This is a genomic window from Prosthecobacter fluviatilis, from assembly GCF_042655725.1.
GTDB lineage: Bacteria > Verrucomicrobiota > Verrucomicrobiia > Verrucomicrobiales > Verrucomicrobiaceae > Prosthecobacter > Prosthecobacter fluviatilis.
In genome coordinates this window covers 661,963-686,662 of the sequence record NZ_JBHSMQ010000001.1, presented here as the reverse complement: position 1 = coordinate 686,662, position 24,700 = coordinate 661,963, and the positions used below count along the sequence as shown (strand labels likewise).

Annotated in this window: 21 protein-coding genes; 13 read left to right on the top strand and 8 right to left on the bottom strand. The window is 61.1% G+C overall.

The genetic code is table 11. The annotated features are described in order from the left end of the window. Window positions 1-5: 5 nt before the first annotated feature. Both ACFQDI_RS02645 and ilvN read left to right on the top strand, forming a co-directional pair. Window positions 6-830, top strand: a complete 825-nt coding sequence (locus ACFQDI_RS02645) for a DNA-methyltransferase (protein ID WP_377163118.1) — start codon at window positions 6-8, stop codon at window positions 828-830. Continuing rightward, window positions 827-1,372, top strand: a complete 546-nt coding sequence (ilvN, locus tag ACFQDI_RS02640) for an acetolactate synthase small subunit (RefSeq protein WP_377163116.1) — start codon at window positions 827-829, stop codon at window positions 1,370-1,372. Before ACFQDI_RS02645 ends, ilvN begins: the two co-directional genes overlap by 4 nt. Window positions 1,373-1,602: 230 nt before the next feature. Here the strand turns inward: ilvN and ACFQDI_RS02635 are convergent, their stop codons facing one another. After that, window positions 1,603-2,172, bottom strand: coding sequence for a hypothetical protein (locus tag ACFQDI_RS02635; RefSeq protein WP_377163114.1), 570 nt, complete (start codon window positions 2,170-2,172; stop codon window positions 1,603-1,605). Between the two features lie 206 nt (window positions 2,173-2,378). On the opposite strand from ACFQDI_RS02635, the gene ACFQDI_RS02630 reads away from it, so the two are divergent. From ACFQDI_RS02630 to ACFQDI_RS02605, 6 genes are all read left to right on the top strand, one after another. Beyond that, a complete protein-coding gene (locus ACFQDI_RS02630; RefSeq protein ID WP_377163112.1) occupies window positions 2,379-3,683 on the top strand; it encodes a glycosyltransferase family 4 protein in 1,305 nt (434 codons plus the stop codon). A 34-nt stretch (window positions 3,684-3,717) separates the two neighbouring features. Further along, window positions 3,718-4,131 (top strand): Minf_1886 family protein, encoded by a 414-nt coding sequence (locus ACFQDI_RS02625; RefSeq protein ID WP_377163110.1) that lies wholly within the window; start codon window positions 3,718-3,720, stop codon window positions 4,129-4,131. Next, window positions 4,128-6,695 carry a M16 family metallopeptidase gene (locus ACFQDI_RS02620; protein WP_377163108.1) on the top strand — a complete coding sequence of 856 codons (2,568 nt, stop codon included), beginning with the start codon at window positions 4,128-4,130 and terminating at the stop codon, window positions 6,693-6,695. Before ACFQDI_RS02625 ends, ACFQDI_RS02620 begins: the two co-directional genes overlap by 4 nt. A 131-nt stretch (window positions 6,696-6,826) precedes the next feature. Further along, entirely contained in the window at window positions 6,827-7,258 is a 432-nt protein-coding gene (locus tag ACFQDI_RS02615; protein ID WP_377163106.1) for a hypothetical protein, read from the top strand. Between the two features lie 631 nt (window positions 7,259-7,889). Beyond that, window positions 7,890-8,876 (top strand): acyltransferase family protein, encoded by a 987-nt coding sequence (locus ACFQDI_RS02610; RefSeq protein ID WP_377163104.1) that lies wholly within the window; start codon window positions 7,890-7,892, stop codon window positions 8,874-8,876. 183 nt (window positions 8,877-9,059) lie between these two features. After that, window positions 9,060-9,647: a peptidylprolyl isomerase gene (locus ACFQDI_RS02605; protein WP_377163102.1), complete on the top strand. Its 588-nt coding sequence runs from the start codon at window positions 9,060-9,062 to the stop codon at window positions 9,645-9,647. 69 nt (window positions 9,648-9,716) lie between these two features. Here ACFQDI_RS02605 and ACFQDI_RS02600 read toward each other — a convergent pair whose 3' ends face one another. Beyond that, window positions 9,717-10,565 carry a PIG-L deacetylase family protein gene (locus ACFQDI_RS02600; RefSeq protein ID WP_377163100.1) on the bottom strand — a complete coding sequence of 283 codons (849 nt, stop codon included), beginning with the start codon at window positions 10,563-10,565 and terminating at the stop codon, window positions 9,717-9,719. A gap of 316 nt (window positions 10,566-10,881) precedes the next feature. Here ACFQDI_RS02600 and ACFQDI_RS02595 point away from each other — a divergent pair, with 316 nt between their 5' ends. The 3 genes from ACFQDI_RS02595 (at window position 10,882) to ACFQDI_RS02585 (ending at window position 14,540) form a co-directional block, all read left to right on the top strand. Next, window positions 10,882-11,334, top strand: a complete 453-nt coding sequence (locus ACFQDI_RS02595; protein WP_377163098.1) for a GatB/YqeY domain-containing protein — start codon at window positions 10,882-10,884, stop codon at window positions 11,332-11,334. Between the two features lie 74 nt (window positions 11,335-11,408). Next, window positions 11,409-12,074 (top strand): 2-C-methyl-D-erythritol 4-phosphate cytidylyltransferase, encoded by a 666-nt coding sequence (ispD, locus tag ACFQDI_RS02590; protein ID WP_377163095.1) that lies wholly within the window; start codon window positions 11,409-11,411, stop codon window positions 12,072-12,074. 9 nt (window positions 12,075-12,083) lie between these two features. Next, window positions 12,084-14,540 (top strand): MFS transporter, encoded by a 2,457-nt coding sequence (locus tag ACFQDI_RS02585; protein ID WP_377163093.1) that lies wholly within the window; start codon window positions 12,084-12,086, stop codon window positions 14,538-14,540. Here the strand turns inward: ACFQDI_RS02585 and ACFQDI_RS02580 are convergent. Next, complete coding sequence (locus ACFQDI_RS02580; RefSeq protein ID WP_377163091.1) at window positions 14,527-17,256, bottom strand: DEAD/DEAH box helicase; 2,730 nt, start codon at window positions 17,254-17,256, stop codon at window positions 14,527-14,529. The genes ACFQDI_RS02585 and ACFQDI_RS02580 overlap by 14 nt on opposite strands. Window positions 17,257-17,279: 23 nt before the next feature. Further along, window positions 17,280-18,041, bottom strand: coding sequence for a nucleoside triphosphate pyrophosphohydrolase (gene mazG / locus ACFQDI_RS02575; protein WP_377163089.1), 762 nt, complete (start codon window positions 18,039-18,041; stop codon window positions 17,280-17,282). 198 nt (window positions 18,042-18,239) lie between these two features. Between mazG and ACFQDI_RS02570 the strand changes: the two genes are divergently transcribed. Both ACFQDI_RS02570 and ACFQDI_RS02565 read left to right on the top strand, forming a co-directional pair. Further along, window positions 18,240-19,178, top strand: a complete 939-nt coding sequence (locus tag ACFQDI_RS02570) for a sugar phosphate isomerase family (protein ID WP_377163087.1) — start codon at window positions 18,240-18,242, stop codon at window positions 19,176-19,178. A 198-nt stretch (window positions 19,179-19,376) separates the two neighbouring features. Further along, a complete protein-coding gene (locus ACFQDI_RS02565; RefSeq protein WP_377163085.1) occupies window positions 19,377-19,736 on the top strand; it encodes an RNA recognition motif domain-containing protein in 360 nt (119 codons plus the stop codon). Window positions 19,737-19,812: 76 nt separating this feature from the next. On the opposite strand, the gene ACFQDI_RS02560 is transcribed toward ACFQDI_RS02565, so the two are convergent. The 4 genes from ACFQDI_RS02560 to ACFQDI_RS02545 all read right to left on the bottom strand — a co-directional run bounded on the left by ACFQDI_RS02560 (window position 19,813) and on the right by ACFQDI_RS02545 (window position 24,630). After that, window positions 19,813-20,046 (bottom strand): YgaP family membrane protein, encoded by a 234-nt coding sequence (locus ACFQDI_RS02560; protein ID WP_377163082.1) that lies wholly within the window; start codon window positions 20,044-20,046, stop codon window positions 19,813-19,815. Between the two features lie 6 nt (window positions 20,047-20,052). Continuing rightward, window positions 20,053-23,340 (bottom strand): efflux RND transporter permease subunit, encoded by a 3,288-nt coding sequence (locus ACFQDI_RS02555; RefSeq protein ID WP_377163079.1) that lies wholly within the window; start codon window positions 23,338-23,340, stop codon window positions 20,053-20,055. Further along, a complete protein-coding gene (locus ACFQDI_RS02550) occupies window positions 23,337-24,353 on the bottom strand; it encodes an efflux RND transporter periplasmic adaptor subunit (protein WP_377163077.1) in 1,017 nt (338 codons plus the stop codon). Before ACFQDI_RS02550 ends, ACFQDI_RS02555 begins: the two co-directional genes overlap by 4 nt. 70 nt (window positions 24,354-24,423) lie before the next feature. Beyond that, window positions 24,424-24,630, bottom strand: coding sequence for a YgaP family membrane protein (locus ACFQDI_RS02545; protein ID WP_377163075.1), 207 nt, complete (start codon window positions 24,628-24,630; stop codon window positions 24,424-24,426). Window positions 24,631-24,700: the final 70 nt, after the last annotated feature.

Sequence of the window (24,700 nt, the reverse complement as noted above, 5' to 3'; positions counted from 1 at the left end):
GGTCGATGAAAACCAACCGCGTCATCCACGGCGATGCCCTCACGGAACTCCAAAAGCTCCCCGCAGGCGTCGTTCAGGCCATCATCGCCGATCCACCTTATTTCAACGTCCTCGAAGATGAAGCCTGGGACACGCAATGGAAAACAGCCGCCGACTACCTCGCCTGGTGCGATGGGTGGGTGGCCGAGTCCATGCGCGTCCTGCGCGATGACGGCCTGGCCTTCATCTTCGGCCAGCTAGGCAAGCGCGAGCACACCTTCCTCCACCTCATGTCCCGTCTCAGTCAGCAGCACCAGTTTCACGATCTCATCATCTGGGATCGTGCCGTGGGCTATGACGAGCGTCGGGACAGCTTCACCCCGCAGTACGAGATGGTCCTCGTTCTGCGCAAAGGAGACAGCGTGAAGTTCAACAAGGACACCGTACGCATCCCCTACGACGCCACCACCATCGAGGCTTACATGAAGGACAACCGCTACAAGGACAAGGAAGCCCGTCGCAAGCACCTGGAGAAAGGCAAGTATGCCACCAACATCCTCCGCGTGCCCAGCCTGAAGGGCATCTCCAAGGAGAAGTGCGGCCATCCCTCGCAGAAGCCGCTCGCCCTTATCGAAAAACTCATCGCCTGCTCCACGGACGCCGGAGACCTTGTCCTCGATCCCTTCCTCGGCTCCGGCACCACCGCCGCCGCCGCAAAGAAACTGAAGCGCAAGTGGCTCGGCATCGAAAAAGATTCCAGCTACATCAAGATCGCCAGGAAGCGCCTCCTCAGCATCACAGCGCCCTCTTCCAAATCATCAATCAAAAATCGTAAATCATCAATCCCATGAGCGACCGCATCCCCGCCACCACCGACAAGAAGCCTGCGCCGCAGGCTGACATCATCAACATCCACACGCTGAGCGTCATGGTGAACAACCAGCCCGGCGTCCTCGGCCGCATCTGCGCCGTCTTCAGCCGCCGCGGCTTCAACATCGAGTCCCTCGTCGTCTCCCAGACACGCGACCCGCGCTTCAGCCGCATGACCATCGGCGTCAGCGGTCATCCCGAAGGCCTCACCCAGATCATCCTGCAGGTGAACAAGCTCATCGACGTCATCCACTGCGTGGAGCACACGGACCGCGACGCCGTTTCCAAGGAGCTGGTGCTCATCAAGGTGGCCGCCAGCGCCACCGAGCGCACCGAGATCCTGCAGATCATCGAGCACTACAATGGCAAGACTGTGGACCTCCAGGAAGACAGCCTCATCGCCCTCATCAGCGGCAACACCGACAAGCTGGACGCCGCGCTGCGCCTGCTGAACAAGTTTGAGATCGTGGAAACCGTGCGCACCGGCAAGGTTGTCATGGCCCGCGGCCTGACCGAGACCTGATCCGCTGCGCGGGAATGACGAAGCCCGAATGTCCGAAAGGCGTTCGGGCTTTTTCGTGGATGCGGGCGGGAAAAAGCGCCAGCACTTGTGGAGTGCGGTGACAGAGACGCAGGCGTTCATCTCCGCCGGTCCAAAAGCGGCGTCGCGTCAAGGCCCGCCACCCGCATAGATTTGCTGCGGGCGTAGTTTCATCTTGTTGCAGAGAGAAAACGATCTGGAAAAAGGGACGCCTAGTCAGCCAAGTTATGTCGCATTTTCATCTTCGCTTCCCGCTCCATTTTTGCCTCCATATCAGCAAGCTCACTGTAACGGTTTGGACCAAGCAATTGGGTGAGCTGCTGGCCGGCCAGTTCATTTTCGACGATTTGATTCATCTTTGCCTCGGCATGTCTGTTTTTGTTTTCGTAATCTTTGAAAAAAGCCACGCTCGCATCGGCTTCTGCGAGAAAGCGTTGCCTGATGATTTCCAATGCACTAGATGCAGTCCGATCGTCGATCTGCCATTTGTCGAACAAGCGAACATATTGAGGCTTTCTGCTGTTAAAAGCGCCCTCATAAACTGATCGGGAAAAATTCTTATTTGCCTTTGCGGCAGCTTTCTTGCGAGCTTGTTCAAGCCGGACATCAATATCGTCAGTCACCTCTTTAAGTTGAATCTCCGCAGGCAATTGTTCGGCTGATCCAATGGTCTGGGAACTCTTTTGTTTTTGAAGAGGCGCTTGCCCGCCCCATTGAAAATGGTGCCCCATGAGAGCGAAGACAGCAATGCAGAGAGCTGTGATTAAAAATTTGGATTTCATTTCGGTGAGAAATTTTCAGCCCTTATTTTCCTAGGTGTATGATTTCAATAACCTTCGGTCAATATTTTATACGCCCAGTCTTCCTGCCGCCCCCCCTTTGCCACTGTTGCCGGGCACGATTGATAAATCTCGATGATGTCAGGTGCGGATACGTAGTCTTTGCTTTATAGACAAAGCCCCCCAATCGCCAACCTTAACATCCCCCGATGCGCATCCTCCACCTGACCCCCGGCACCGGGAACTTCCACTGCGGCTCCTGCCTGCGCGACCACGCGCTGATCAAGGCCTTGCGAGTGCGCGGCCATGACGCGCTGATGGCGCCGCTATACCTGCCGCTGGTCACGGACCGCGAATTTGGCGCGCAGGAGCTGCCGGTGCAGATCGGCGGCATCTCGCTCTTTTTGCAGCAGAAGTTCACCTGGTTTCACAAGCTGCCAAAGTTCGTCCACACCTGGATCAACAAGCCGGACCGCCTGCGCTTGGCCTCCAGGCGCATGGGCATGACGAGCCCCCGGGTTCTGGGCGAAATGGCGCTGGGAGCCCTGCTCGGCACCGAAGGCCGCCAGTGGGGCGAGTGGCACAAGCTGCTCGACTGGATCCGCAACCACGGGAAGTTTGACGTCGTCTCCCTCTCCAACAGCCTGCTCACCGGCCTGGCGCCCGCGATTGAAAAAGAGCTGGGCCTGCCTGTCGTCTGCTCCCTGCAGGGGGAGGACAGCTTTCTGGACACCCTGCCGGAGCCCTACCGTACCCAATGCTGGGAGGCCATGCAGCGCAACGCACGAAGCATCCGCCGCTTCATCGCCCCCAGCCAGTTCTACGCCAGCCACATGCGCGAGCGCCTGAATGCCGCCGAAGGACAGATCAAAGTGATGCCGAACGGCATCGACACCACCGCCTTCACCACCTCTTCCCCGGACCCGAACTGGCCCACCATCGGCTACTTTGCCCGCATGATCCATGGCAAGGGCCTCACCACCTTGGTGGATGCCTACATCGATCTGGCAAAACGTGGCAGCGTGCCGCGGGTGAAGCTGCGCATCGGCGGTGCGAAGACGCCCATCGACGAGAAATACGTCGCGGAACTGCAGCGCAAGATCAAGGCCGCAGGGCTGGAAAAACGCGTGGAGTGGCTGCCAAACGTCAGCTTCAAGGACAAGGTGCATTTCTTCCACGACCTCACCGTCTTCAGCGTGCCCGCCACCTACGGCGAAGCCTTCGGCCTCTACGTGATCGAGGCCGTCTCCAGCGGCGTGCCGGTGGTGCAGCCGGACCATGGAGCCTTCCCCGAGCTCATCGCCGCCACGGAGGGCGGCATGCTCTGCAAGCCGGACGACGCCAAAGCGCTGGCAGACGCCCTCGAAGCCCTGCTCAACGACGGCGAACTGCGCGAAAAATTCTCCAGAAACGGCATCAACAAAGTCCGCCAGGAATTCAGCGCCACCCGCATGGCGGAGCGTTTTGAAGCCATCCTGCAGGAAGCCGCCGCCCCGGAGCAAGCCCTGCATTGACCCTGCGCATCTCCCGTCCATTATCCGCCCGCCCATGACTTCCATCAGCTTTGGCGAGGCCGTCCGGCGCTCGTTTCAAAAAGACCCCCGCTACCAGCCAGCCGCCTATGAGCTGGTGCGTGACGCCCTGCACATAGCGGCCAAAAAGTTCCGCGACGAAAACGCGGAGGACCAGCACGTCAGCGGCCAGGAGCTGCTCGCTGGCTTCCTCGACCACGTGCTTTCCGAGTACGGCCCCATGTCCATGATCATTCTGGACCAGTGGGGCCTTCGGCGCGGCGAGGACGTGGGCAACATCGTCTACAACCTGATCGACTGCGGCTACTTCGGCAAAAACGACGGAGACAGCATCGAAGACTTCGCCGGCGGCTACGACTTCGAGCTCGCCTTCACCACCCCTTTCCTCCCAGCCTCTCTGCGTGAAGAGCGCGAGAAAAAATCCTCATGAAAAAAGTTTTGTCCCGTGCTGCGCCCGCCAAGCCAGGCGCACTTGAAGTCCCCACCCTGGATGCCAGCGTCACCACCCTGCCCAACGGCCTCGAAGTCATCGTACGTGAAGACCACGCCCACCCGCTCGTCAGCGTGCAGGTGTGGATCAAGGCCGGCAGCATGCATGAGGAGCAGCACACCGGGGCGGGCATCGCCCACTGCGTGGAGCACATGCTTTTCAAAGGCACCGAAAAGCGCGACCCGGCGCAGATCTCCCAGGGCATCCAGGCGCTGGGCGGCTACGTCAACGCCTACACCTCCTTCAACCGCACCGTGTACTGGATCGACGGGCTGGCCGAGCACGCCAAGGGCTACCTCGACATCCTCGCAGACATGATCCGGCATTCGAAATTCGACGCGGACGAGCTCATGCGTGAAAAGGAGGTCATCCGCCGTGAGATGGCCATGGACAATGACGACCCCGGCAGCGCCATCCAGCACCTGATGCAGGCCACCGCCTTCCGCCAGCACCCGCTGCGCCACCCCATCATCGGCCACCGCGAGGTGTTTGACCAGATCTCCCGCGCAGATGTGTACGGCTTTGTGCAGCGGCACTACGTGCCGAACAACGCCTTTATCGTCATCGCCGGAGACGTCGAGACCTCCGCCATTCTCGAAACCGTGCGCAGCCACTTCGGCGACTGGCAGCGCCGCGCCTTTGACCCCGTACAACTGCCCTCGGAGCCGCCGCAGCACGGCAGCCGTGCCGCCGCCAAGAACTTCGCCACTGAGCTCACCCGCATCGCACTAGGCTGGCAGATCCCCGGGGAGAATCATGCGGACAAGCCCGCGCTGGATGTGCTGGCCTTCCTGCTGGGCTCCGGCCGCAGCTCCCGCCTTTACCAGGAGCTGCGGGAAAAGCGCAGCCTCGCACACTACATCTGGGCCGGTGCCTGGTGCGCACCGGAGGTGGGCCTCTTCAACATTGAGGCCGAGTGCAATCCCGCCGATGCCGACAAGCTCAAAAAGGGCATGATCGAAGTCGTCGCTGCCATGCAAAAAACAGGCCCCGGCCGCGCCGAGCTGGAGAAAGCCGTGCGCGCCACGCTTAGCAGCCAGCTGCGCACGCTCAGCAGCGTCAAAGGCCAGGCTGGCAGCCTCGGCAACGGCTGGCTGCTCACCGGCTCCCTGGACTACCAGCGCCAGTTCCTCAAGGCCATCTCCGCCCTCACGCCAGATGTCATCCGCGACGCCGCACGCCGCTACCTCAAGCCCGAGGCGATGAGCACCGTCGTCGTGGGAGAGGACGTCGAGACTGCCCCGAAGACCAAAGCCACCGCCGACTCCGCACGGCCAGAGGTGCAGCGCTTCAAGCTCAAAAACGGCCTCATCCTCCTCGTGGGGGAAAATCCGCGCCTTCCTCTCGTCAGTGTACGCACGAATTTCCTCGCCGGCGTTCTTGCAGAGACAGATCTCTCCGCAGGCGTCACGCAGATCTCCGCCCAGATGCTGCTCAAGGGCACCAAAAAGCGCGCTGCTGCGGAGATCGCCTCCGAGCTGGAAAACCGTGGCGGCAGCCTCATGTGCTCTGCGGACGCGCACCGCTACATGATCGGCGCCGATGTCATGCGTGGAGACGAGACCGACGCGCTCGACCTCGTTGCTGATCTCATCCTCAATCCCACGCTGCCCCAGGCTCAGCTGGCAGAGGTGAAAAAGCGCCAGATCGCCCACATCCTCGAAGAAAAAGAAGACCCGCTCACCGTCGCCATGCGCAAGGCACGGCGGGAGATCTTTGCCGGGCAGCCTTTCCATCGCACCGCCCTGGGCACCGAAGAGAGCGTGACCGCCCTGAAACTGGCAGACTGCCGCGCCATGCTGCATGCCAGCTTTGCGACCGGCAACGGCGTCATCTCCGTCTTTGGAGACGTGAAGGCCGCCGAGGTGAAAAAGCAGGTGGAGAAAGCCTTTGCCAAACTCCCGCGCGGCAACCGCCAGATCGCGCTGGGCCGTGAATACCACGCCAGCGCCAGGCCCGCCGCATGGACAGAGCATCTCGACAAAGAGCAGGCTGTCATCGTCGTGGGCTTCCGCACCGTCGGGCTGGAAGACCGCGACGTCCACGCCCTCAATCTCATCGATGAAGCCTGCAGCGACATGGGCAGCCGCCTGTTCAACCGCATCCGCGAAGAACTGGGCCTGGCTTATTATGTGGGCGCACAAAACTTCGCCGCCATGGGCGCGGGAGCCTTCTACTTCTACGTCGGCACCGACCCCAAAAAGGTCAAGCTCGCGGAGAAGGAGCTCATGGCCCAGATCAACGATCTCGCAGCCAACGGCCTCCATACCGATGAAATCGACCGCGCACGCGTGACGTGGCGCTCCTCCTGGCTGCGCGCGCAGCAGGGCAATGGCAGCATGGCCGACGTGTGCGCCTGGAATGAGATCAACGGCCTTGGCTGGGATCACTTCCAGAAGCTCCCGGGCATCATGACAGACATCAGCTCCAAGGAGATCCAGCGCGTGGCCGCCAAGTACTTCGGAGAGAAGAAGGCCTTCATCGTCCGCGTCCTGCCGAAGTAGCCCCAAGGAGCGGGGGACTCCTTCACCCCCCGTCCTCCGCCCGTTTCGGCTCAGCGTCCCAGCCTGCCTCACCACATCCGAACCACGGATTTCTCGTGGCAGTCAGCCTGCACACTCGCCAAGCCGTCCCCATGATTCCTTCCTCCTCCTCAGAAAACACCCAGGCAGAACTCAACGCCCTGCGCTCCGAAATCAGGCAATGGACCTTCGGCATCCGCTGCGTGTTCGCAGCGTTCAACTTGCTGCCTCTTTATTACTGCACCCGGGGCCTGCTGGCCGCGCCCGCGTTCAAAAGCATCTTTGAAGACATGCTCGGCTCACAGGACAAGCTGCCCAGTATGACACGCTTTGTCGTCTCATGGTCTCACGGCTTGCTCGCAGCCGTTTGGCTGCTGGCCGTCCTTGCCATCGTTCTGATCTTCCGTGCCTCCCGCGCACGCACGGTGTGGATCACCACCGTGCTGCTGTCAGTGTTCCTCCTCATGACCGGCCATCTCGTCATCGCCACACTCTTTGAGCCCCTCGGCGCCGTAATCCAAAATCTCTCCGGCGGCGGCATGTAGTGCCGGCTGATAAAAAAATCGCCGCGCACGTCGATTTTCCAAATTTCCTACCCACACTTGGCCCAGCGCCTGCTTTATCAATCACTCGGTTGGGGCGCAAGCTTCACAAACATTTCTCAGGTTCGCCTGAGGAAACACACAACGAGCTGGGGAGTCGCTTCATGGTTGGGACTCCTTGGTCACCTAAAGGCCCGGAAGGATTTTGGTTGGGTCCTTCCGGGCCGAGTTGTTTTCAGACACCGGCATTCCACCCCTCCTGCCTTCATGTGGCCCCCCGGTCTCGAAAAATTCACGCTTAGACAGCATTTTTCCAAACCTTCTTGGCCCGGTGGCTGCTCTATCAAGGACGCAGATGGGGCGCAAGCCTCTCAAACATTTCTCGGGTTCGCCTGAGGAAACACACAACGAGCTGGGGAGTCGCTTCATGGTTGGGACTCCTTGGTCACCTAAAGGCCCGGGAGAATTTTGGTTGGGTTCTCCCGGGCCAAGTTGTTTTAAGGCGGCCGCAAGATGCGGAAAAGCTTGCCCTCCCCTTTGCTGCCCGGCACTCATCACTCAGCAGGCTTGCCGCAGGAAAGCCCCTTGCTTTATGGCTTTCGTTTGCCATTCAAAGCTGTTTTGTGATTCCCGCGTGCCTTCCTTTACATCCATCCATTTTTCTGGGTCGTCATGGGCTTTGCTCGGGCTGATGCGGTTTCTGCTCGCCCTGATCGTTTTCTCGACCCACTTGCAGTGGGCCACCGATCTAAGGTTTCCTTTTTTGCAAATAAACGAGCTCCACGGGCAGTCAGCGGTGTTTGGCTTTTTTCTAATCTCAGGAGTGTCCGTCGCACACTCCTACGAGAAACGCCCGACCGGCTACTATGCGAGAAGGTTTCTCCGGATTTACCCGCTCTACATTGTTGCCGTGGTGTTTGCTCAGTCGCTGGTGCTGCTCGTCGGCAGCCAGGCGGTCCTGGCCAATTGGGAGATCCCCGCCACTGGCTGGAAAACCGCAGTGGCCAACATGCTGATGCTCCAAGGGTTTGCCGCCACGTCAGTCACATACAATCTGCCGCTTTGGAGCCTGAGCCTTGAGGCATTTTATTACCTGCTGACCCCGCTTCTTTTTCGTGTTCATTCCTCTGTCATTCTGTGTTCCGTTGCGTGTTCAATGGTGCTCTTTTGTTTTCCGCAAAACTTCCTCTTAGGGTATGGCGCACTGAAATATGCCTGGCCCTGGCTTGCCGGTTTTCTGCTGGCAAAGAACAAAAGCAAGACCTGGACCGCGTGCCTTTGCGCATTGGGATGCGTGCTGATTTATTTCTCTCAGAATCAGACCTGGGGATGCGTGACCTTTGCGGCAACTGCGGCGGCAGTGCTCACGGCTTCGCATGTCCACCTGCCCCGGCCCGTGCAAACGGCATTCAACTATCTGGGCGAGATTTCATATCCCTTTTACCTGTTTCATGCACCGTTGCTCATCCTGTGCTACATGAAATTGGGAGTGCGTGACGCCTCTGTGTTTTTCATCCTCATCCTGCTTTCAACTGCCGCATTGGACTGGCTTTTTGACAAAAAATTAAAGTCTTTGCTTTGGGAGCCCCTGGTCAAAAAAATCATCGGCATGCACCGCTGATGGTCGTTTTTCCCGGCCAAATCCACGGCATGAACACAACAAAGGAGCAGCAGGCGCGGGGCCCGTTGCATTCCGCTTGGGTTACCTCGGTCTTTTTTTGCAAAATCCGCCTCCGCCTGTTTGATTTTGATCATTGCAAATCAAGGAGGCCCGTGGCTCATTGATAGTCCTTACCAACCCACTATGAAATCAATCGCACCGACTCTTGCCGCTCTCGTCATGACGTTTGCCGGTCTGACCGGAACAACCCAAGCCCAAACCGTGAGTGACGCCAAACCCGTAAAAGTCGTGATGGAAACCAGCAAAGGTACCATCGAACTCGAACTCGACGCCGCCAAGGCCCCGATTTCAGTCGCCAATTTTGTCAGCTATGTGAAGAAGGGCTTTTACGACGGCCTCATCTTTCACCGCGTGATCCCTGACTTCATGGTGCAGGGTGGCGGCTTCACCCCGGACATGCAGCAGAAGGAGCCGGACGCCCAGATCGAAAACGAAGCCAAGAACGGCCTCAAAAACGTCAAGGGCTCCATCGCCATGGCCCGCACGCCCAACCCCCACAGCGCCAGCTCACAGTTCTTCATCAACCTCAAGGACAACAGCTTCCTCGACTACCCAGGGCAGGACGGCTGGGGCTACTGCGTGTTTGGCAAGGTGACCAAGGGCCAGGAAGTCGTCGATGCCATGGCTGCCGTGGCCACCGGCCGCAAAGGCCAGCACAGTGATGTGCCTGTGGAGCCGATCGTCATCAAGAGCGCAAAGCTCGCGGAATAATCTCCGCCACGGCTTCGCCTTTCAGATTCCAATGCCAGCCGGGAAACCGGCTGGCATTTTTCTTTTGGCTCACATGAACTTCTTCACACGATCACGCACATCGGTTTCGAGGCGCTTCACGTAGTTCGTGGAGTACTCTACCGGGCACATCTTGTCATCCTTCGTCAGCGGCGTCAGATCCATCGCAAAGGTCAGCAGGCTCGTCTTGTCCGTGGTGTGGGAGTCAAAGTAGGTCGCGTTGGCATGACGCAGGCCCTCTTCGGCCAGATCATAGCGCTTGCCGCCGCTGATCTGGGAATCAAACACCCCGAGCAGCGGGCGCAGCATGTGCGGATGCTTGTCCACCCAGAGCATCTCCTTGTCCTCAGCGAGCAGCCAGTCGAGCTTGCGCCAGACTTCGCAGCCATAGACCTTTTCAGGACGCATTTCCGGCGGCAGTTCGCGGATGGCTTCCAGGCAGCGCAGAAAGGTCGCCACGTGCGTGTCATGCCGGTCACAGGGGTTGTGGAGATAGAGAATCTTCGGCTGGGCATGCTCCAGGATGAATTTCAAATCCGCCACAGCGGGGGCATGACGGGGCTTTTTGATCTCATCGCTCGGATAGCCCAGCTGCACCATGATGCTGTACTCCCCCACGTAGGCAGCCTTGCGCTGCTCGATCAGGCGCACCTTCTGCATCTCTTCGTCTGTGTAGGACTCATAGGGGCCCTTGCGCGGACTGCCGGCGCCATCGGTGACCACCACACCGCCGAACCACTGCTCCTTGTGGTGAAAGCATTCGGTGATGCCGTGGTAGGCGGCGATTTCCAGGTCGTCCTGATGCGAAACAATGCCCAGGTGCGTCACGCGGCGCAGCGCGGTCCACGGTTCAGTTTCGTCAGGAATATAAAGATCGTGTTTGGGATGTCGAAATTGCACAGGAAGGCGACCATGCACCGCAACTCCTGAAGTGCAAAGTGCATTCCACCCCTTCGGCCGCCCGCATTAGTCCATGCACAATGGCCCGATGAAACATCCGCCCTCCAAAAACGGCAGCCCCGGCGCGCTGCTCATGCCCGGCGGCAGGAGATCTGCGTCTCCGCCATCCCCCTCCTCATTGTGATGCTTTTTTGTCATTCATTCGTCCTTTCTCAATCTGGTTTCCCCACTCCCATCCCCCAGCCTATCGTCTGGACAAAGCCACGTGCCACGCCATGATCCGCCGCTCGCACATCCAATCCAGCCCCCCTTTCCCATGAGCTTCATTTCCCAAATTTCCGAGGACCTCAAAAACGCCATGCGTGCCAAGGACACGGTGGCGCTCAACGTCATCCGCAACCTCAAATCCGCCCTCAAATACGCCGCCATCGAAAAACTCGGTGCGGAGGGTGAGCTAGGCGACACCGATGCTCTGGCAGTGGTGCGCAAGGAGATCAAAAAACTGCAGGATGCTGTGGACGGGGCCGAGAAAGCCGGCCGCCCGGAGGCCGTGGAGGCCGCCAAGGCCGAGATCGCCGTCCTGGCCAAATACCTCCCAGCTGCCATGAGCCCTGAAGAGCTCGGCAAGCTCGTCGAAGCCGTGATCGCCGAACTCGGCGCCACCTCCAAGAAAGACATGGGCGGGGTGATGAAAGCGCTGCAGGAGCGCGTGGCGGGCCGTGCGGACAGCAAATCCATCTCCACCGAAGTCGCCAAACGCCTCGCCTGACAGACGGCTCCCAGTTCGCGGTTCGCCGCTGAACTTCGGCAACAACGCACCGAGAACTGAAAACAGCGAATCGAATGACCTCCGCCATCATCGTCGCCGCAGGCAGCAGCCGGCGCATGGGGTTCAACAAGCTCCTGGCCCCTCTGGCCGGCAAGCCTGTGCTCATGCGCACCCTGGAGGCGTTCCAAGCCTGCGAGGCCATAGCGGAGATCATTGTGGTGACGGGCGATGCCCTGCGCCCGGAGATCGAGGCCTGGCGCTCCGGCAGCCTCGGCAAAATCACCCAGGTCATCGCAGGCGGGGCAGAGCGGCACCTTTCAGTGCATGCAGGTCTGCAGGCGCTGGACCCGGCGTGTGAAATCGTCGCCGTACATGACGGCGCACGCCCACTCATCTCGGTGGCGCAGATCACGCGCTGCATCGAGGCCGCACGCACACACGGCGCCGTGGCCTGCGCGCGTCCCATGACCGAAACCCTCAAGCGCTGCGACGAGACAGGCCTCATCATCGGCTCCATCGACCGCGCCAACGCGTGGATCATGGAAACGCCTCAGGTGTTTCAGCGCGCGCTGCTCTCACGGGCCTATGATGCGGTGATCCGAGACGGAGCGCTCGTGACAGACGAGGTCTCTGCCGTACAACACATCGGCGCTCCTGTGCGAGTCGTCGAAAACTTTGAACTAAACCCCAAGATCACCTTCCCCGCAGATATTCTGCTGGCGCAGCGATTCGTCGATTGAACGACACCCATGCCCGACACCGCCGATCTCGACAACGCACCTCACCTCCCGCGCCGGAACTGGGCGTCCATCGTTCTCGTACTGTTTGTGCAGGCGATGAATTCCTTCAGCGACAACTTCGTGAAGATGCTGCTGATCGCGCTTTCGATCATCATCGCCAAAGACTCCTGGGTGGGCCGCCACATGGAGCTGTGGCTGGGCGCCATCTTTTCCCTGCCGTACATGATCTTTGCCCCGCTGGCCGGGTATTGGTCAGACCGCTTTTCCAAGCGCAAGGTCATCGTGTGGATGCAGGTCATGCAGATCATCTGCTTTGTGTGGCTCTCGCTGGCGCTGTGGATGCAGCGCGTGCCCGGCTCGCTCGAAATCTGCCTGGTGGGTTTCTTTGTGCTGGCCGTCCAGGCGGCGGTGCTCAGCCCGGCCAAAATGGGCATCATGAAGGAGCTGGCGGGCTCCCGGCGCCTGGGCCAGGTTTCAGGCTGGCTGCAGGTGACGATGCTCGCAGGCATCCTCGGCGGCATGTGGGCTGGCGGCGTCTGGTACGGCACCGAGTATGAAAAGACGCACGACGCGTGGATGTCCGCACTCTGGCCTCTGATCATCATCAGCATCCTGGGCATTGTGGAGCTGATCGCTTCCATCTGCATTCAGAGCACGCCAGCGCATACGGAGGTCCACTGGCGCAAAGGCATGGCGCTGGAACATTTCGAAAGCCTCAAAATCGTCTTCCGCCGCCGCTCCATCCGCCTTGCTGCGCTGGGCGTGACCTACTTCTGGTTCATCTCCAATGCACTGAGCTTCATCCTCGTCACGCTCACCAAGGAACTGCACCCTGACACCGGCCATGGAGACGGGCCCATGGAGCTCGCGAAAGTCGCCGGCATCCTCGGCATAGGCGTCATCAGCGGCAGCTTCTTCGCCTCCCACGTCAGCCGCAACCGGATCGAGCTTGGCCTGATCCCCCTGGGCGGTTTCGGCCTCGTGGCCGGTCTGCTGTGGTCCGGCCTCGCTCCGCTGGGCAGCAGCTGGATGTATGCCGGCATCATCTTCACCGGGGCGGCAGGCGGGTGCTTCATGGTGCCCCTCTACGCCTACGCGCAGGACAAGGCGGAAAAGCACGAAAAGGCGCGCATCCATGCCGGGATGAACCTGATGGACTGCCTCGGCACGCTGGTGGCGGTGGCCATTGTGGGCCTGATGAAATGGCTCGAACTGCACTCCTCCACGCAGTTCCTGCTGCTGGCCATCCCCACTTTTGCCGCAGCCGTGTACATCATGCGCCTGCTCCCGCAGGATCTGGTGCGTTTCCTCATGCTCGCCGCCGTAAGATTCACCTACAAGGTGAAGCCCGTTCACATGGAGCGCATTCCAGCCACGGGAGGAGTGCTGCTGCTGCCAAACCATGTGAGCTACGTGGACGCCCTCATCGTCGGCTCCGCCAGCCGCCGCCCGGTGCGCTTTGTGATGTGGGACGCGCTCTACAACCTGTGGTGGCTCAAGTGGCTTATGCGCCTTGTCGGTACGGTGCCCATCTCCGCCACCCGGGCCAAGGATGCCATCCGCGCCGTGGCGGCTGCGCTGAAGGAGGGGGAGATCGTCTGCCTCTTCCCCGAAGGGCAGATCACCCGCCACGGCATGGTCAATGAGCTGCTCAAAGGCTTTGAACTCATGGCACGCCAGGGCGATGCCCAGGTGGTGCCCGTTTACCTCGACGGCCTCTACGGCAGCATCTTCTCTTTCCAGGGCGGCAAGTTCTTCACCAAGCGGCCCAAACACCTGCGCTACCCTGTGGAGGTGATGTTTGGCGAACCCCAAAGCCCACGAGATGCCAGCGCCGGGGCCATGCGCCATGCCATGCTCTCCCTGAGCAGCGAGGCCTTCCTCAAGCGCAAAAGCTGGGCCCACGCCGGGGAAGATCTCGTCGCCTTCGCCAATGCACTGCGGCTTGCCGAGACCGAATGGCACCACGCCGGAGATGTCTTCCTCAGCCTTGAGCCAGAGGGCAGCATCATTCACCGCACGGTGAAAGCGCTCACTCAGGTGATGCCCGGCACCAAGTTCATTGATCGCGGGCCGGAGGCCCACCCTGCCCACATCGTCGCCTTCTGCACCCGGAGCACGCTCAGCAGGCTCACCGGCCAGGAGCGGCTCGTCTTCTGCCTCGACAGCGGTCTTTCTCCCCTGCCCCAGACCACCGCCCTGCGCGGTTACTTTGACGCAGACACCGGCATCCTCATCAGCACCGAAGTTCCCAACCCGCCCATGCCAGCCAATGACAAGGACGAGCAGCTCGGCCGGAAAATCGGCACCCTCGGCCGCCTGCTGCCAGGTCTTGCGATTGCATCCACCGCCGAAGGGGTCCGCATCAGCGGCCTGCTGCCGGAGGATGCCCGCAGCATCAGCCTTGCCGGAGTGAAATTAGATGAGGCGGGGTTCCTCGCATGCAGCGCGGTCACTCCGACATGAACAGGGCCTGGATGTCCGCCTGAGTGAGCTGCAGCTTGTCCGTGCGCCCTGCCAGCAATCCCTCCACCAGCGCGGCCTTCTGCTGCTGCATTTTGAGGATGCGCTCCTCAATGGTGTTTTCGCAGATGAGCTTGTGCACAAAGACGGGGTTCTTCTGGCCGATGCGGTAGGCGCGGTCGCTCGCCTGCGCCTCAGCGGCAGGATTCCACCACGGATCATAGTGAATGACCGTATCCGCCGTGGTGAGATTGATGCCCGCACCGCCCGCCTTGAGACTGATGAGGAACACCGGCACTTTGCCCGCCTGAAACTCCTGAATGGGCGTCTCGCGGTCCCGTGTGCTGCCGGTGAGCTTCACATACCGCGTGCCGTCTTTTTTCAGCCTCGCCTCGATGATGGCCAGCATTTCCGTAAATTGGGAGAAGATGAGGATGCGCCGTCCTTCATCAATCAACTCTGGCAGCAGCTCGTCCATCAGGAAGGCCGTTTTTGCCGAATCCGACACACTCTGAGCCGTTTCCTGCTTCAACAGCTGCGGGTGGCAGCAGACCTGCCGGAGCTTGAGCAGCGCGTCCAGCACGACGATCTGGGAGCGGTCCAGGCCGTTCGCGGCGATGGCCTCTCTCACGCGCTTGTCCATGGCCGCGCGGATCGTTTCATACAGGTCTGTCTGCGCCTTGCCCAGCTCGATGCTGTGCAGGATCTCCGTCTTGGGCGGCAGCTCCTTGGCCACGGCATCCTTGGTACGGCGCAGCAGCAGCGGCTGAATGCGTGCGCTGAGCTGCTTCTGCCGCTCCGCATCCGCATCACGCTCGATCGGGTTGCGGTAGTGCTGGCGGAAGGTGTCGGCATCGCTCAGCAGGCCGGGCATGAGGAAATTAAAAAGGCTCCACAGCTCGCCGAGGTGGTTTTCCATCGGCGTGCCGGTCAGGCAGAGGCGGTGCTTCACCTTCAGGCCGCTGCACGTCTGCGCCGCGAGGCTTTTGGGGTTCTTGATGTTTTGCGCCTCATCCAGAGCGACGATGTGCCATTCCTGCGCCTGCATCACATCCGCATCGCGCACGAGAAGCGGGTAGCTGGTGACGACGAGATCGTACTGCTTGAGGTGCTTGAAGTCGCTTTTGCGCGACTGGCCATGCATGAGCAGCAAGCTCAGCGAGGGCGTGAACTTGATCGATTCATTGATCCAGTTCCGCAGCACGCTCGTCGGCGCCACGATGAGACACGGATGCTTCATGCGCCCGCTCTCCTTTTCGATGAGGATGTGTGTGAGCGTCTGCAGCGTCTTGCCCAGGCCCATGTCATCGGCCAAAATGCCGTGCAGGCCGAACTCGCGCAAAAACTGCATCCAAGAGGCGCCCTCGCGCTGGTAGTCACGCAGGCTGGCCTTCAATCCCGCCGGGGGCGTGATGAGACCAATCTCACGGAAGCTGCCGAGCTGCTGGCTGAGCACAGCGAGCTCTGCAGGCGCACGGATCGGCAGGCCGTCCAATGTGGCAAGCTGGGCGGCGCGCAGCTTGTCGAGCTGCAGTTTGCCATCCTTGCGCACAGGCCGGGTGGAAAGCAGCTCATCAAAGAAACGCAGCAGCACCACCAGCCGCTGTGCAGGCACGGAGAGCACGTCGCCACGGTCACCACCGAGCGAGAGCAGAAACCGCTGGTCCAGGTTCTTTTCCAGCACGGCAGCGGTGAGCCCCTGGTCAATGCAATCGACCAGCAGCGGCACCATGGAAATGCGACGCCCTTCGATTTCGACACCGAGATCAAGCGAGAACCACTCACGCCCGTCCTGATCTCCAGCGAGATCGGTGAACCACCCGTCTTCGGAGGCCTCATGAATTTGGAAGCCAATATCCTCAGGCACCTCCACGCGCCAGCCGCCCTCGCGCAGCCGGGGCACCTGGTCTTTGAGAAACTGCGACCAGAACAGCGCCTGATCCCCGGCCACAGCCATAAAGCCCAGGGTGGACTCGGGAGCCTTCGCCCCGGGCAGCGCCTCAGCGAACGACTTGAAACCCAGCGTGGACAGGTCCGTCAGCAGCAGGCGCTCTGAACGCAGATTGCGCACCAGCGTGAACCGCTCCCCGCTCTCATCTTTCCATTGATGCGCCGGGCTGCGCACCAGCATCTCAAAGCGCAGCGGGCAGCCGTCGTATTCGGCGCAGGGCTGGATGAAGGCGATGCTGCGCTGCGCCCAGCCGCCGATGTTTCGCTTTGCGGTGATCTGCGGCATGTCCACGAGCATGCGCCGCACCAGCAGGATGGGCTTCGGCTCCGAGGGCGGCAGCTCCACCTCTGCAGACTCCGGCTGCTCGGCAGCCTCGGTCTCCGCCGCCACGGAGGTCTTTTCACGCACCCGCGCCATGGCCACGATGCGCCTGCGCCCTTCTTCAAGATCCAGCATCAGCATCAGCGCCGCCGCATGCTGGCACAGAGTTCCCACCGCGCAGGTGCAATGGGAGGTCATCGCCATGCTGCCGTCTTCCCGCAGCCGCAGGTGCGCCGTGACGGAGGCGGAGTTGAACAGCGCCGTGCCAATGCCGGCAATGATCTCCACCTCATTTTCCGCGCACACATGCACCCCCGCGAGGCCGATGTCCCCGTGCTTGAGCAGACGCCCGCCCTCCTCGATCTGCTGCCGCCGGAACAGCCACAGCCATGACTTCGAACGCACCTGCGACCAGAGCTTGGGAAAAGGAAAATCTTCAACGAGCATGCTCTTCAAATGTGCCGCAAGCCTTAAACACTGTGCTTCACCACATCCCACGCGGCATCCATCTGCTCCAGCGAGAGCTTGCCGAGCTCATGCCCCTGCTCGCGCAGATGCGTTTCCATGGCATGAAAGCGGCGGGTAAATTTTTCATTGGCGGCCGCCAGCGCAGGCTCGGATTCAATGCCGAGTTTGCGCGCCAGGTTCACCACGCTGAAGAGCAGATCGCCAAGCTCCTCCTCCATGTGGGCTTTGTCCCCTTTGGCGATGGCCTCCTCGAGTTCGGCAGCCTCTTCGCGTATCTTGGCAAAAACGGGCGTGGCGTCCGGCCAGTCAAAGCCCACCCGGGCGGCTTTCTTCTGCAGCTTCTGCGCACGCATGAGAGCCGGCAGGCCGTTGCCGGTGCCGTGCAGCAGGCCTTCGTGCTCCGTGCCTTTTTCGGTACGCTTGATGGCATCCCACTGCTTCAGCACCGCATCGGAAGTGGCGGCGCTGGTGTCTCCAAAGACATGCGGGTGGCGGCGGATGAGCTTTTCCGTGAGGCCGTGCACCATCTTGTCGAGATCAAAGGCGCCGGTCTCGCTGGCGATCTCCGCATGCAGAACGGGCTGCAGCAGGATGTCGCCGAGTTCATCGCAGATCTGCGCGGGGTCTCCGCCGCGAATGGCATCCGCCACCTCATAGGCCTCCTCAATGACATGCGGAATGAGGGAGGCATGGGTCTGCTCCATGTCCCAGGGGCAGCCGCCGGGCGCACGCAGGCGGTGCACGACATAGCGCAGGCGGGTCATGGGGTCGGGATGGTTGAGCATTTCGTCCATTCTGGCAGGTAGTGCCGCGTGCCGGGATGGTCAAGACCGTCCTGCCTCGCCGCTCTCACCGCCCGCAGGTTCCCGCGGCCGGATGACATTTTTTTCCGCTCTCCATGATGAGAGCTTGGCAAAACCTGCGTTCTCCATGACAATCGTCATTAACAACCTAAACAAGCCATGCCGCGTAAAATCAGCCACATTGCACCGGAGTGGTGGGATTACACCACGTTGGAAGACGAACTCATCAACGACGCCGCACGGCTCACGGAAAGGGATCTGCGCCAGCTCACCCGCCCCGGCTTCAAAGTGGTGATGTTTGACACGCTGGAGGATTTTTATCTGGCCGAGGCGCTGGAGTACATCCACGCCTGGAAGCAGGCCACACCGGACAACCCGGCAGGCATCTGCGGCCCTGTGGGCCCCACACAGCAGCTCCCGCTCGTGGCGCGGCTGATCAATGACCTCGGCATCTCCATCAAGGACGGCCACTTCTGGGGCATGGACGAATGGTATGACGAGCACACCAAAAAGGAGGTCACCATGGAGCACCCCCTTTCTTTTGAAAGAGCCAGCCGCGAGCTCTGCTTTGACCGCATGCAAAAGAAGCTCTGCATGCCGGACACCCAGCTCCACTTCCCCAAGGCGGACACCGCAGCCTACATCAAAAGCTGGCAGAGCGGCGTGCGCTGCGCGGTGATGCAGGGCGGTCAGGGCGACATCAAAAACTGGGCATTCAACGATCCGCCCAAGCGCACCGGCAAGTGCAAGAACGAGCCGCCGCCCCCTGCGGAGTTTCGCAAGCTGACCACCCGTGTCGTCGATCTGCATCCCGTCACCCTCATGCAAAACGCCCGCACCTCGGGCGGCGGAAACCTCACCCTGGTACCCCAGAAGGCCGTCACCGTGGGCCCCAAGGAAACCTGGATGGCTGAAAAAGTCAGCATCTGGCATGCAGGCCTGCACGACAATCCCCTGGGGCAGCGCCTCACGGCGCTCATGATCTCCAAGCGCCTAGCGGATGCCTCAGTCCCCATGTCTCTGCTGGCAGACCACCCGAACGTGCAGTTCAACTACTACCGCGGCGGCCTCGGCCAGTGCGATGTGGAGATGCACTGATGAGAGGGCTGCCAGCCTCGTCAGCCGAATTCCAAACTAACGTTTGCTATTCCCAATAAGAGGACGAGTGTCCTTGTGCAAGTTAACCTGATAAAGGCTAAGCTAAGTCGTTCATCAGGTTGTTTCTTTGGTGTTCTTAAATCCGATCTCGGAGCTTACTCAGCCCTCATTGAGGCTGGCTGAACTCAAGAAATCGATATGAATACCAAAATGTATGTGGGCAATCTGCCCTTCAATGCCACAGAAGACGACGTCCGCGCTCTCTTTTCCGACTACGGCACCGTGACTGACATTCACCTTCCGATGGACCGCGACTCCGGCCGTCCACGTGGCTTTGCTTTCGTGACCATGGACTCCCCCACGGCCATGAACGAAGCCATTCGCGCCCTCAATGAAAAAGACTACGGCGGTCGCAACCTGACCATCAACGAAGCCCGTCCGAAGGAAGAACGTCCTTCCGGTGGCTATGGCGGCGGCGGCGGCGGTGGCCGTGGTGGTTACGGCGGCAAAGGCGGCGGCCGTGGCGGCTACGGTGGTGGCGGCGGTGGTCGCTACTAATTAGCCCCTGGCATAGAAGCCATTTTCAGCGGCATCCCGGCAACGGGATGCCGTTTTTCGTTTCAAGCCACATTCTTTATCCGCAGCACCCGCCGCCACCGCAGCAGCCACCACCTTTGTCATCGCCTCCTTTACCGATGGTATTGATGCCAAGCGGGCAATATAGCGGACAGAAACGCATGAAGGCAGTGAGCAGCGGCACGACACCAATGGCGCCGATCCAGCTGTGATTGACGATGCCGTAGGCGACGAGGCCCAGGCCGATGATGACACGCAGAGCGCGATCCACGATTCCAATGTTCGGTTTCATATGGGTTTAGGGTTTGGGTTCAGGGTGTGAATGCCTGTTGGCCATGAAGTAGAGCACCGGCACAGCCATGCGGCTGATGAAGAGGCTGGCGATCTCCCCGGCCATGAGTGCGATGGCGAGGCCCTGGAAAATGGGGTCTGCAAGAATAACGGCCGCCCCCACCACCACCGCCATGGCCGTGAGCAGCATGGGGCGGAAACGCACGGCACCGGCGTCGATCACTGCCTCGCTCAAAGGCATGCCCTCCTGGATGCGCAGCTCGATGAAATCGACGAGGATGATGGAATTGCGCACCACGATACCACCTCCTGCCATGAAGCCGATCATGCTCGTGGCGGTGAAGAAGGCATCCATGAGCCCATGCGCCGGCAGGATGCCCACCAGCGAGAACGGGATGGCCACCATGACGATGGCGGGTGTGATGAAGCTGCGGAACCAGCCCACCATGAGCACGTAGATGAGGATCAGGCAGGCACCGAAGGCCGCGCCGAGATCACGAAAGACCTCAATGGTGATGTGCCACTCGCCGTCCCATTTCATGGCAGGCTCGGCATCGCTGAAGGGCATGCTGGCATTGAGAATTTTGAGCTCTGCTCCGCTGCCGCCAAAGGCGCGGGTGTCGAGTTTCTTCAGTGCCTCGTTCATCTGGAAGATGGCGTACACGGGGCTCTCCACCACGCCGGCCACGTCGCCGATGACGTAGGTCACGGGCATGAGGTTCTTGTGGTAGCGGCTCTTCTCCACCGGCACGTGCTCCACTTTCACCAGCTCGCGCAGCGGCACCAGGGGCGCGCCGCTGGCTCCGGGCTCGGGCAGCGCATTGGCATCGCCGGAGCGCACACGCAGCGCCAGCAGATCCTCCGCTGTGGTCTTGGCGAAGCGTGGCAGCTCCAGGCGAATATTGACGTCCTCCTTCTCCTGCGGCTGGTGCAGCAGGTCCACGGACTCGCCATCCACGGCGATCTTGAGGGTCTGTGAGATGGTGGCGGCGCTGATGCCGTGGAGTGCGGCCTTTTCCTTGTCGATGATGAAGCGAGCCTTCTGCTGGTCGGCCTCCACATACCAGTCCACGTCCACCACACCGGGCGTGGCCTTGAAAATGTCCTTCACCGCGCGCGCCATTTTGAGGCGGCTCTCTTCATCCGGGCCGTAGATTTCCGCGACGAGCGTCTGCAGCACGGGCGGGCCGGGCGGCACTTCAGCGATGGCCACTCGTGCGTCGTAGCGCGCGGCGATCTCCGCCACGGCAGGGCGCACACGTTTGGCAATGTCGTGGCTCTGCGCCTTGCGCTCGTGCTTGCCCACCAGGTTCACCTGGATGTCCGCCACATTGGCTCCACGGCGCAGGAAGTAGTGGCGCACGAGGCCGTTGAAATTGTAGGGCGAGGCCACGCCGGAGTAGATCTGGTAATCCGTCACCTCCGGTTCCGTGCGGATCACGGCGGCCATCTCGCGCGCCACGGCGGCGGTCTGCTCCAGGGAGGCCCCCTCGGGCATGTTCAGAATCACCTGAAACTCGCTCTTGTTGTCAAAGGGCAGCATCTTCACCTTCACCCAGCCAAGCCCCACCGTGGCCATGGCACCGAGCAGCAGCACGGTGATGCCGATGAGAAACATCCAGCGCGCGCCGGTGTGGTGAATCAGCGGGCCCATCATGCGGCGATAGAGCTTGGTGAAAAAATCCTCCTCATGCTCGGAAGCCAGGTGCTTGTGGCCGTCGTCCACGGCATTGCCCTCAGTCAGCTTGGAGTACTTGCCGCCCCAGCGCAGGATGCGGATGGAGGCCCAGGGCGTGACGATGAAGGCGATGAGCAGCGACCAGAACATGGCCGCGCTGGCGCCGATGGGAATGGGCCGCATGTAGGGCCCCATGAGCCCGCCCACAAAGGCCATGGGGAGCACGGCGGCGATCACCGCAAAAGTGGCCAGGATGGTGGGATTTCCCACCTCTCCCACAGCCTCCACAGCGATGGCAGACCAGCTCCGCCCCTTGTTTTGCGGCAGGTGGAAATGACGCACGATGTTTTCCACCACCACGATGGCGTCGTCCACCAGGATGCCGATGCTGAAGATCAGTGCAAAGAGCGTGATGCGGTTCAGCGTGAAGCCGTAGAGGTAGAAGATGAGCAGTGTGAGCGCCAGCGTGGCCGGGATGGCCACCGCCACGATGCCGCTCTCCCGCCAGCCCAGCGTGAGCCAGATGAGGATGGCCACGCTGAATACCGCGATGCCCATGTGCAGCAGCAGTTCGTTGGATTTCTCAGCGGCGGTCTCGCCGTAGTTGCGCGTCACACTGACCTGCACATCGGCGGGAATGATCGTGCCTTTGAGCAGGTCCACCTTGTGCAGCACCTCATCGGCCACGCTGATGGCATTCGCCCCAGGGCGCTTGGCGATGCTGAGCGTCACGGCGGGCTCATCGGCGCTTTTGCTGCCGTGAAAGACATACTGCGTGGGCTCCTCGCCACCGTCGATGATTTCGGCCACCTCGCGCAGATACACGGGGCGTCCGCTGAAGACGCCGATGACCACATCTCCCACCTCGTGCGCGGTGCGCAGGAAGGCGCCCGTCTCCACCAGCACCTCGTTGTTTCCCGTGGTCAGACCGCCTGCGCGGAACTGGCGGTTGGCCTGCTGCAGCATGGGCACGAGGCCGGCAGGGCTGAGATTGCGCGAGGCCAGCTTCACAGGGTCCAGCATCACACGCACGGCACGGCGGGAGCCGCCCAGCAGCGTGGTCTCCGCAACCAGCGGCACCTGCTTCACCGACTCCTCCACCTGTGCGGCCAGACGGCGGAGCGTGAGGTGATCATAGCGCGCACTGTGGAAAGTGAGAGCCAGGATCGGCACGTCGTCGATACTCTTGGGCTTGATGAGCGGCGGGGTGACCCCCATCGGGATGCGGTCAAAGTTGGAGCGCAGCTTTTCCGTGATCTTCACCAAGCTGCGCTCGGGGTCTTCGCCCACCTTGAAGCGCACGATGACGAGGCTCTCGCTGTCGCGCGAGGTGCTGTAGAGATACTCCACCCCAGGCACCTCCCAGAGCAGCTTTTCCATCGGGCGCGTGGCGCGCTCCTCGATCTCATTGGCCGAGGAGCCGGGCATGGACACCAGCACATCCACCATGGGCACCTTGATCTGCGGCTCCTCTTCGCGCGGAAGCAGCACCACGGCGGCAGCACCGAGAATGACGGAGGCGATGACGACCAGCGGCGTCAGCTTGGAGTCCACAAACGCGGCGGCGATGCGGCCCGCGATGCCGAGGTGGGGGGAGTTTTCGGCGGGAGTGCTCATGGCTGGATCGTTACAGGTTGACCGTCGATGAGTTTGGCGATGTCGTTGATCACTACCTGCTCACCTTCCTCAAGACCGGAGAGGATCTCGATGCCATCGGAGAGCACCTTGCCCGTCTTGACCAAACGCAACAGCGCATGGCCGTCCTTGGCTACAAAGAGCAGCTCCATCTGCCCGCGCCGGAGCACACTGGCAGCGGGCACCACCAGCAGCTTTGTTTCTGCCACTGGCACGGCCACGCGGCCAAACTGGCCGGTGCGCAGGCCGTCTGCGGCAGGCAGGTCCAGCTTGACCAGAAACGTTCGGCTCACTGGATCGGCCACCGGGGCGATCTCGCTCACCACGGCCTCAAGCGGCTGAGGCAGCGTGGCGATGCGCACCTGCATCTTGGCCCCCATGCTCACGCGGTCCAGCATGGCCTCGGGCAGATCCGCTTCAAAGCGCAGTGAGGTGGGGGCCTCGATCTCCAGCAGAGGCTTGCCCGGCATGGCCAGGTCGCCCACGTCTGCCAGCTTGCGGGTGATGACACCATCAAACGGTGCCGTCACGCGGGCGTAACCGGCCATGGTCTCGGCCTCGCTCACACCAGCGGTGGCCACCTTCACGCGAGCATCGGCGGCGTCAAAGTCCTGCCTTGTGGTGGCCTTGCTCTCGATGAGCTGCTTCTGACGGGAGAAGTCGCTCTGCGCCTGCTCCAGCATGGCCTTGGCCTGGTCCACCTTGGCCTGGATCTCCTGATTTTCCAGGCGTGCCAGCAGGTCGCCCTTCTTCACCTTGGTGCCGGGAATGGCAGTGTACTCCAAGAGACGGCCGCTGATCTTGGCCTCCACCATGGCGCGCAGCTTGGAGCGCACCGTGCCCACCACCTCCTCGGCGGCGGTGTGCGGCTGCAGACGGGCCACCTGCACCTTGACGGCGACAGCTGGCAGCGCCGCCGCCTCACGGGTGGCGGCTTCTTGCCCGCCACAGGAGGCCAGGAGCGGGAGTGCGGAGAGTAGCATCAAAGATTTCATGGTGATCATAAGTCGGATGGAGCCCGTTGCGCCACACTTACGGCGGCAGACGAGGCGATGCTTCTCTTCTTTAGTGTTTTCCACAGCAGGAACCGCCTACACCCAGCTTTTTCAGGATGGTTTCAGCGGGGCAGAAGCCGGTGAAGGCAGACTGCAGGAGATTGGCCCCCACAAAGGCGGTCAGCCAGATCCAGTTCGGATTCACATAGTGGCTCAGGGCCAGGCTGACGAGGATCATGGTGCCGGCAAGGGCGCGGATGGCGTTTTCAAGTTTCATAAGGATGCTTTGATTCGGGTTTGACTTCAGATGGGGCTCAGTGAATAATCCATTCTCAACTATATGAGTC

Excerpts from the sequence above, each read along its gene's own strand:
- ACFQDI_RS02625 (WP_377163110.1), top strand. The coding sequence starts at position 3,718 with ATGACTTCCATCAGCTTTGGCGAGGCCGTCCGGCGCTCGTTTCAAAAA.
- ACFQDI_RS02550 (WP_377163077.1), bottom strand. The coding sequence starts at position 24,353 with ATGAAATCTTTGATGCTACTCTCCGCACTCCCGCTCCTGGCCTCCTGT.
- ACFQDI_RS02545 (WP_377163075.1), bottom strand. The coding sequence starts at position 24,630 with ATGAAACTTGAAAACGCCATCCGCGCCCTTGCCGGCACCATGATCCTC.
- ACFQDI_RS02630 (WP_377163112.1), top strand. The coding sequence starts at position 2,379 with ATGCGCATCCTCCACCTGACCCCCGGCACCGGGAACTTCCACTGCGGC.
- ACFQDI_RS02580 (WP_377163091.1), bottom strand. The coding sequence starts at position 17,256 with ATGCTCGTTGAAGATTTTCCTTTTCCCAAGCTCTGGTCGCAGGTGCGT.
- ACFQDI_RS02615 (WP_377163106.1), top strand. The coding sequence starts at position 6,827 with ATGATTCCTTCCTCCTCCTCAGAAAACACCCAGGCAGAACTCAACGCC.
- ACFQDI_RS02595 (WP_377163098.1), top strand. The coding sequence starts at position 10,882 with ATGAGCTTCATTTCCCAAATTTCCGAGGACCTCAAAAACGCCATGCGT.
- ACFQDI_RS02645 (WP_377163118.1), top strand. The coding sequence starts at position 6 with ATGAAAACCAACCGCGTCATCCACGGCGATGCCCTCACGGAACTCCAA.
- ACFQDI_RS02585 (WP_377163093.1), top strand. The coding sequence starts at position 12,084 with ATGCCCGACACCGCCGATCTCGACAACGCACCTCACCTCCCGCGCCGG.
- ACFQDI_RS02620 (WP_377163108.1), top strand. The coding sequence starts at position 4,128 with ATGAAAAAAGTTTTGTCCCGTGCTGCGCCCGCCAAGCCAGGCGCACTT.
- ilvN (WP_377163116.1), top strand. The coding sequence starts at position 827 with ATGAGCGACCGCATCCCCGCCACCACCGACAAGAAGCCTGCGCCGCAG.
- ACFQDI_RS02565 (WP_377163085.1), top strand. The coding sequence starts at position 19,377 with ATGAATACCAAAATGTATGTGGGCAATCTGCCCTTCAATGCCACAGAA.
- ACFQDI_RS02555 (WP_377163079.1), bottom strand. The coding sequence starts at position 23,340 with ATGAGCACTCCCGCCGAAAACTCCCCCCACCTCGGCATCGCGGGCCGC.
- ACFQDI_RS02605 (WP_377163102.1), top strand. The coding sequence starts at position 9,060 with ATGAAATCAATCGCACCGACTCTTGCCGCTCTCGTCATGACGTTTGCC.
- mazG (WP_377163089.1), bottom strand. The coding sequence starts at position 18,041 with ATGACCCGCCTGCGCTATGTCGTGCACCGCCTGCGTGCGCCCGGCGGC.
- ispD (WP_377163095.1), top strand. The coding sequence starts at position 11,409 with ATGACCTCCGCCATCATCGTCGCCGCAGGCAGCAGCCGGCGCATGGGG.
- ACFQDI_RS02560 (WP_377163082.1), bottom strand. The coding sequence starts at position 20,046 with ATGAAACCGAACATTGGAATCGTGGATCGCGCTCTGCGTGTCATCATC.
- ACFQDI_RS02635 (WP_377163114.1), bottom strand. The coding sequence starts at position 2,172 with ATGAAATCCAAATTTTTAATCACAGCTCTCTGCATTGCTGTCTTCGCT.
- ACFQDI_RS02570 (WP_377163087.1), top strand. The coding sequence starts at position 18,240 with ATGCCGCGTAAAATCAGCCACATTGCACCGGAGTGGTGGGATTACACC.